At 69.8% G+C, this 7,439-nt stretch carries 8 protein-coding genes and 1 pseudogene; 3 read left to right on the top strand and 6 right to left on the bottom strand.

The features are described 5' to 3' along the window. From VGL30_RS12060 to VGL30_RS12050, 3 genes are all read right to left on the bottom strand, one after another. Positions 1 to 257, bottom strand: a 257-nt coding sequence (locus VGL30_RS12060; RefSeq protein ID WP_331540239.1) for a hypothetical protein, incomplete at its 3' end; no start/stop codon positions are given. A gap of 457 nt (positions 258 to 714) precedes the next feature. Further along, complete coding sequence (locus tag VGL30_RS12055) at positions 715 to 1,809, bottom strand: PA0069 family radical SAM protein (protein ID WP_331540238.1); 1,095 nt, start codon at positions 1,807 to 1,809, stop codon at positions 715 to 717. Further along, entirely contained in the window at positions 1,806 to 2,102 is a 297-nt protein-coding gene (locus VGL30_RS12050) for a hypothetical protein (RefSeq protein WP_414694987.1), read from the bottom strand. The genes VGL30_RS12055 and VGL30_RS12050 overlap by 4 nt, the downstream gene beginning before the upstream one ends. 135 nt (positions 2,103 to 2,237) lie before the next feature. Here VGL30_RS12050 and VGL30_RS18835 point away from each other — a divergent pair. Continuing rightward, positions 2,238 to 2,746: pseudogene (locus VGL30_RS18835) on the top strand (efflux RND transporter permease subunit). A gap of 10 nt (positions 2,747 to 2,756) precedes the next feature. On the opposite strand, the gene VGL30_RS12035 reads toward VGL30_RS18835, so the two are convergent. Beyond that, positions 2,757 to 3,701: a LysR family transcriptional regulator gene (locus VGL30_RS12035; protein WP_331540235.1), complete on the bottom strand. Its 945-nt coding sequence runs from the start codon at positions 3,699 to 3,701 to the stop codon at positions 2,757 to 2,759. Between the two features lie 108 nt (positions 3,702 to 3,809). On the opposite strand from VGL30_RS12035, the gene VGL30_RS12030 reads away from it, so the two are divergent. Next, entirely contained in the window at positions 3,810 to 4,433 is a 624-nt protein-coding gene (locus tag VGL30_RS12030; RefSeq protein WP_331540234.1) for an FMN-dependent NADH-azoreductase, read from the top strand. 61 nt (positions 4,434 to 4,494) lie between these two features. Continuing rightward, the gene (locus VGL30_RS12025) at positions 4,495 to 4,956 is read left to right on the top strand and encodes a hypothetical protein (RefSeq protein WP_331540233.1); all 462 of its coding nucleotides are present in this window, start codon (positions 4,495 to 4,497) and stop codon (positions 4,954 to 4,956) included. A gap of 4 nt (positions 4,957 to 4,960) precedes the next feature. On the opposite strand, the gene VGL30_RS12020 is transcribed toward VGL30_RS12025, so the two are convergent. Next, on the bottom strand, positions 4,961 to 6,538 hold the full coding sequence (locus tag VGL30_RS12020) for a lytic transglycosylase domain-containing protein (protein ID WP_331540232.1): 1,578 nt from the start codon (positions 6,536 to 6,538) through the stop codon (positions 4,961 to 4,963). Between the two features lie 66 nt (positions 6,539 to 6,604). Then, entirely contained in the window at positions 6,605 to 7,432 is an 828-nt protein-coding gene (locus VGL30_RS12015; protein ID WP_331540231.1) for a uracil-DNA glycosylase, read from the bottom strand. Positions 7,433 to 7,439 lie beyond the last annotated feature (7 nt).

Below are 7,439 nucleotides of genomic sequence, written 5' to 3'. Positions count from 1 at the left end.
AAAGCGGTGGCGATCCACGGGTGCTTCCAGACGTGCCGGTCGAAGAGCCAGTACAGCACCGCGAAGACAGTGAAGGCCCCGATAGGCGGGAAAAGGACCGTCGGAATCTGTTCACCGAAGCCCAGGGTGTGGGCGACGTCAAAGGCGGCCAGCAACACGGCCACTAAGAAGGATGAAACGGCGGCGGCGATGACGCCGATCACCTGCCCGATCCGGGCTCGGTTGACGCCGCCGAGGACGCAGTATTCGTGATTCACAGGCGCTCCTTCGATGGACCGCCCAGGTGGTGCGCGTGCGCTCGACGTCCGCACAATCGGTTGTGCATACGCGCGTCGGGCGATACTCTTCGCGGCACCGACTTGAGCGAGTCGGGACCTTGGTGAGAGGGCGACGTTCTTGGACCGGCAAGTCGGACCGTCGTCCTCTCCCATCCAGCGGCAGACGCCGCCAGAGCCGCAGATCGGCTCCTGAAAAATCAAGCCGCCCGCTGCTTAGGTTCGTAGATTTTCGGCGGTGAAGCCCACCCTGCCGCGAACGCCGAATCGGCCCCCGCAACGCAATGATAGGCAGATTCAACGCGCAGCCAAGGCGCGTTAACCTTTTGCCTGTGACTGTCCCGAGATTCGGGCCTTCTGTCCACATCTTGAGGGGTGGTTGTGGATGGCCGCTAGATGTAGCGCCCATGTCACCGGAGCCGAGGCGAAATCAAGTCGCCTAGACGCGAAACAGATCGATCTGGTCCCCAGCCTGCGGCGGAACCCGAAATCTCGACAGGTCTAGGGAAGGCGAGGGGAAATCGAGGCCGTATCGCCGCTTCGCTGCCACGAACCGCTGCGCCATCAGGTCGGCGATCGGGCCTTCCCCCTTCATCCGCTTCCCGAACTCGGAGGCGTAATCCTTCCCGCCGCGCATCTGGCGGACAAGCGACATGACCTTTCGCGCCCGACCCGGATGATCCGTCGCAAGCCATTCCTGGAACAGGTCGGCGATCTCCAACGGCAGGCGCAACGCGACATATCCGGCAGTCCTGGCGCCTGCCTCGGCGGATCGTCGCAGAACGTCTTCCATTTCGTGGTCGTTCAGGCCGGGAATCGCGGGCGCGAACATCACCGCCACCGGGACGCCCGCCGAGGAAAGGTGACGCACCGCTTCAAGGCGGCGTTCGGGGGTGGCGGCGCGCGGCTCCATACTTCGCGCGAGCTTCCGATCGAGCGTCGTGATGGAGACCGCAACGCGCACCAAACTCGACGCCGCCATCGGCGCCAAGATGTCGAGGTCCCGAAGGATCAGCGCCGACTTCGTGATGATCGAGAACGGATGCTGGAATCGCTGTAGCGTCTCCAGGATCCCGCGCGTGATCCGTAGGCGCCGCTCGGCGGGCTGATAGGGGTCCGTGTCGCCGCCGATGTGAATGACCTGCGGCTTGTAGCGGGGGCGTGACAACTCACTAGCTAGGAGCCGACCGGCTTCCGGTTTGAAAAACAGCTTGGTCTCGAAATCGAGGCCCGCCGATAGCCCGAGATAGGTGTGAGCGGGCCTAGCGTAGCAATATACGCAACCGTGGCTGCAACCTCGATAGGGATTGATCGAGGCGGAGAACCCGACGTCGGGGCTGTCATTATGCGCGATCACGGTCTTCGACCGCATCGGTGTCAGGGTGTCGTCGATGCGCGCCGGCCTGGGGTCGTCGTCGTTGTTCCAGCCGTCGTCAAAGTCCTCGCGCTGCGCGGATTCAAACCGCCCGGAGCGATTGGAGCGGGCGCCACGGCCGCGCAATGCCGGCCCCGAGACGGGAGGATTTGGGCTCATGCTGCCTCCCACGCAAAGGACTGCGTAAAATAGGAGTTGACGCAGCCATGCTCGCAGCCCCGGTAGGGGTTGATCGAGGCGGAGAAGCCCACGTCGGGGCTGTCGTTGTGGGTGATGATCTTGCGGGCGGTCTCGGCGGTGAGGGTCGTGGCGATCTGCGCCGGCTGCGGGTCCTCAGCCGTCCAGCCATCGTCGAAGGCTTCGCGGACCTGGGCCTCGTAACGGCCGGTGGCGTTGGTGCGGGCGCCGCGGCCCCGAGGCGTTTTCGGGATCTGTCGGGTGAAGGTGGTCACCCGGGTAGCATAGCGCCTTGATCAGAACAAAACAAGAACTCATGGACCGCCGGCGCAGGTGCAGGGCTTGTGGCGTTGTACGCGTCCGTGGCTTCGGTCGATCGCGGCGCCGCGTTCGACTGTTTCCATTGTGCAATGCGGCGCCATCCTGCGGAAAGGCAGGTTGACTCTCAGGCCTGCCATTACCTGCGGTACGCGCCGGACGGGCGCCTGCCTTCGGCGGGCCTGGGCGCACTGATCGCCCTTTTGCTTGCGGGGCAGAACCTCAACGTCATCGGGATCATCGCCATCATCCTGCTGATCGGGATCGTGAAGAAGAACGGCATCATGATCGTCGACGTGGCCCTGCGCCTGGAGCGTGAGGGTCACATGACCGCCAGGGAAGCGGTGGTCCAGGCCTCCCACGTCCGGCTGCGGCCGATCCTGATGACCGCGGCCTGCGCGATGTTGGGGGTCTGCCGATGATCGTCGGCGCGGGAACCGGCTCGGAGTTCCGCCAGCCGCTGGGCTTCGCGATCGTCGGCGGCCTGCTGGTGTCGCAGGTGCTGACCCTGTTCACGACGCCAGTGGTCTACATCTATCTCGACCGCCTCCGCACACGCGGTCGCGACGCCGAGCTCGAGCCGGTGCTGGCTCAAAGCTGACCGCGCCAGCTCATGCCGGCAGGCGGCCCGCGCCGGCCCCCGCCGCCTTGCGCGCAGCGTAGCAGCCGTCCCAGTAGGGCTCGCCGCCGAAGCGCTCGACGAGCAGGTCGGTGAGGGCGCGGACCTTCCGGGTCGCGGGGCCGGCCGGGGGCGGGCGCACGACGTAGAGGCCGCCCTGGGGGATCGGATAGTCCGGCAGCAGCGGGACCGCCTGGCCGCTTTCGAGAGCGGGGCTGGCCAGGAAGGTGGGCAGCACAGCCACGCCCAGGCCGGCGATCACGCCGTCCAGCAGGGCCTGGCCGTTGTCGGCGCGGAAGCGGCCCTGCGGGCGTACGACGATCTCGCGCTCCCCGTCGCGAAAGCGCCAGACCTCGTCGCCCTGCGTCAACGCCGGATGGTGCGCCAGGTCGGAAGGGGTGGCGGGCGCGCCGAAGCGGGCCAGATAACCGGGACTGGCGACCGCGGCGGCGTTGATCGGGGCGATCCGGCGGGCGATCAGGCTGGAATCCACCAGGAAGCCCACGCGCACCGCCACGTCGAAGCGCTCGCCGATCAGGTCCACGAAACGGTCGCTGTAGGACGCCTCCAGCTTCAGGTCCGGATGGCGCATCGCCAGCTCGGCGAGCACGGGCGCCAGATGGGTCAGGCCGAAGGACAGCGGGGCGGCGACGCGCAGCGTGCCCACCACCTGGTCCCCCTGGCTGGCGATGGCGTCGCGGGCTGCGTCCAGGTCGGCGATCACCCGGTCTGCGTGGACCTTGAACGCCAGGCCGGCCTCGGTGACCAGCACGCCGCGGGTGGTGCGCGACAGAAGCTTGGCGCCAAGCTCGCCCTCCAGACGCGCCACGCGGCGGCTGACCATGGACTTGGACAGGCCCAACCGCTGGCCGGCCCGGCCGAAGCCGCCGCTCTCCACCACCTCGGCGAAGGCCTGGATGTCGTTCAGGTCGAACAAAACCGTTTCCTTATATGCAACAGATTGGTGCTGAATCAGGGCTTCTGTTGCTGATTTTGCGCCACCAGATGCAGGGGGTCAATTCATCCAGCGCTTGGGAACACAACCATGTCCAACCTGCTCGTCCTCAACAGCAGCGCCAGCGGCGAGGCCTCGGTCTCCAACCTCCTGGTGCAGGAAGCCGTGAACCAGATCGTCGACGGCAATCTCGCCACCCATGTGGTGCGCCGCGACCTCGATCTCGACCCCCTGCCGCACCTGACCTCGCGGACGGCGGCGGGGGTGCGCGCCGAGCCGGCCACCCCGGCGGAGCGCGAGAGCCGCGCCCTGTCCGACGCCCTGGTCGCCGAGCTGCAGGCCGCCGACCTCATCGTCATCGGCGCGCCGATGTACAATTTCAGCCTGCCCACCACGCTGCGGGCCTGGTTCGACCATGTGCTGCGCCCCGGCGTGACCTTCGGCTACTCGGAAGCCGGCCCCAAGGGCCTGGTGACCGGCAAGCGCGTGCTGGTGGTGGAGGCCCGCGGCGGCCTCTACAGCGAAGGCCCGGCGCAGGCGGCGGATTTCCAGGAGCCCTACCTGCGCCAGCTGCTGGGCTTCATCGGGCTGACCGACGTCACCTTCGTCCGCGCCGAGAAGATCGGCTTCGGACCGGACGCCCGCGCCGAGGCGATCGCCAAGGCCCGGGTGGAGATCGCCCGGTTCGCGCAGCCGCAAGCGATCGCGGCGTAAAAGCCCGTCGATCCAGCGGCGCCGCATTGACCCGCCGGCGGCGGAGCGGGTTAGTGAGCCGGTGCTCTCGGTCGTCATCCTCGCCAGCGATTCCGCCGCCGATGCGGCCGCCCTGATGCGCGCCCTGGTGCCGGCGGCGGTGGACGGGCTGGTGCGCGACCTGGTGGTGGCGCAGACAGGTCCGGGCGACGACCTGACGGACCTGTGCGAAGCCGCCGGCGCGGCCCTGGTCCGGGGCGGGCTCGCCGAGGCCGCCAGCCTGGCGAAGCGCGATCTGGTGCTGGTGGTCCCCAGCGGCCTGCGCCTGCCGGATATGTGGATGCGCCGGCTGGGCGAGACGCTGACCCGCGGCGTCCGGGCGGCGGTGGTCGCCGGCGAGGCGGAACGGGGCCTGCTGGCGGCGCTAAAGCCGCGGCCCTACGGCCTGGTGGCCCCGCGCGAGGAGATCGCGGCCCTCGGCGCGGCCGGCGACCTCGCGGCCCTGAAGCGGCGGCTGGGGGGGCGGGCGGTGAAGGTCGGGTAAGGGGCTAGCGGTCCAGCCGGGCGTCGATGAACTTGGCGCCGCCGGCCAGGGCGTCGAGGGTCTTGTTCTGCTGGCCGAACATATTGCGGTAGGTCCAGTAGGCGGCCATCACCTTCTCGACGTAGTTGCGGGTCTCCAGCGCCGGCAGGCACTCGATGACCAGCAGGCTGTCCGGGTCGCCGCCCAGCTGCTGGGCGGTTTTCTGCAACATGCCGGGCCCGCCGTTGTAGGCCGCCACCGCGCGCAGGATGTCGTAGCCCACGCCGCGCTCCATCAGCCAGGTCACGTAGTCCTGCCCGACCCGCAGGTTGAAGGCCGGGTCCAGGAGCGGCTTCATGTCGGCCTTCAGCTTGTCGTCGCCGGCGGCGCGGGCGGCGGCCTCGGGCATCAGCTGCATCAGGCCCACGGCGCCGGCGCGGGACAGGGCCAGCGGGTTGAAGCGGCTTTCCTGGCGCACGATGGCGTAGACTAGCGCCTTGTCGAGGGTGAAGCCCGACCGGGGCTCCAGCGGCGGGGTGGGGTAGTCGGCGGCGCTGGCGGTGCGCGTCACGGGCGGTGCGCCGCGGGCAGCCTGCGGGTTCAGCGCCAGGACCAGCGAGGTCCAAAGCTGCCGCTCCTGCGGCGTCCTGGCCAGGGCCAGGCCGGCGCGCAGCTCCTGGTTGGACTCCGTCGGCCGGCCGATCTGCGACAGCGCCGCGGCGCGGTGGGCGCGGGGATCCAGCTTGACGAAGCGGGTGATCTCCACCGTCGGGCCGCTGTAGGCGGCCAGGACGATGTCGCCCTGGCGCGCGCCGCCCGGGTCCGCGTTCAGCGCGGCGGTCTGCAGCCGTCCCTGCCGCTCGGCGATCATGCCGTAGAAGGTGTCAGGGAAGGCGGCGGCGTCGCGCAGATGCGCCGCGGCCTTGGCCCGGTCGCCCAGCGCCGTCGCCGAGCGCGCCGCCCAGTAGCCGCCGCCGGCCCGCAACCAGGGGTCCTCGCGGCCGTCGTCGGCCACCTTGTCGAAATAGCTCTCGGCCAGGGCGTAGTTCCCCAGGCGGTAGGCGGAAAGCCCGGCGATCCACTCGTCGCCGGCGCCCGGCGCCAGGGCGAGGGCGCGCTTGACGTCGCCGGCGTAGAAGGCCTGGCGGGCGGCCTGGCCGCGGCTGCCCGGCAGCCGGTTGATCCACTGCTGGGCGCTGTCGCTCAGGCCCTGCCAGTCGATCCCGGCCAGCAGCGGCGCCTTGGGGGCGGCGGCGCCTGTGGGCTTGCGCCTGGCGGCCAGGTTGAACACCCGGTCGGCCCAGGGCAGGTCGGCGTACTTGGAGAGCCAGGCGTTGAGCTCGGCGAAGGTGGCCGTATGCGCCGACGGGTGCATGAGCTGCTGGAAGGAGAGCAGGCCCAGGAGCGAGGTGTCCTTGATCCCGCTGGACGACATCTGGGCTTCGATGAAGTCGCCCCGCTCGGTCGCCGCGAACGCCTGCGAATAGGCCTGCGCGTCCGAGGCCGACAGGGCCTGCGGGCCGGCGGCCTGGGCGGAGCCCACGGAAATGGCGGTGCAGATCATGGCCAGGACCGCGATCCGCATGCGCGTCTTAAGCGTCATGCCGTCTTCCACCCGACCGCGATATTTCGCATGCCGCATGGCCCTTTTCCCAATGACCGGACCTGTCTAGGCGGGGCGTTCGGGGCGATCAAGCCTTTCGGCCAGAGTCAAAAGGTCGCTCCAGGCCCGCTTCTTGGCGGCCGGCTGACGCAGCAGGAAGGCCGGGTGCAGGGTCGGCAGGGCGGGGATCTCGCGGGCGCCGTCCGCCGGGCGCCACTCGAACCAGCGGCCGCGCAGCGACAGGATGCCTTCCTCACGCCGCAGCATCGACTTGGCCGAGGCCCCGCCCACGAGCAGAAGAAACCTTGGCGAAATCAATTCGATAGCCCGCTCCAGGAAGGGTGCGCAGACCTGCTGCTCAGCCAGGACCGGGGTGCGGTTGCCGGGGGGGCGCCAGAAGACGGTGTTGGTGATGAACACCCGTTCCGACAGGCCCGCGGCGGCCAGCATGCGGTCCAGCAGCTTGCCCGCCCGCCCGACGAAGGGCTGGCCCTGCACGTCCTCCTCGGCGCCCGGACCTTCACCGATCACAAAGAGGGGAGCGTCCACCGAACCGCGGCAAAAGACCGATTGGCGGGCGGCGCCCTCGAATTTCAGCGGGCAGCCGTCGAAGCCGGCGATGGCGGCGGCCAGCGCCGGGATGTCCGCAGCCGCGGCGGCCAGGCGGCGGGCATCCTCGACCCGGGCGGCGACATCGGGCGAGGGCGACGCGCCGGCCGCCGGCTTCGCGGCCGGCGCGGCGGGGCGGGCCGCCGGCCTGGGCGGGACCGTGCGACCGGCGGCGATGCGGTCGACGGGGGCGTCCAGCAGCATGGCGTCGACGCCCGCCTCGGCCCAGAAGGCCAGCAGGCTTTCGGCCCGCCGATCGTGTCCCGTGCTTCCGGCGGCGGCCATGATGCGT

Source organism: Phenylobacterium sp., from assembly GCF_036502675.1.
Lineage (GTDB): Bacteria > Pseudomonadota > Alphaproteobacteria > Caulobacterales > Caulobacteraceae > Phenylobacterium.
The sequence above is the reverse complement of the archived record's forward strand: the minus strand, read 5'-3'. Positions and strand labels throughout refer to the sequence as shown.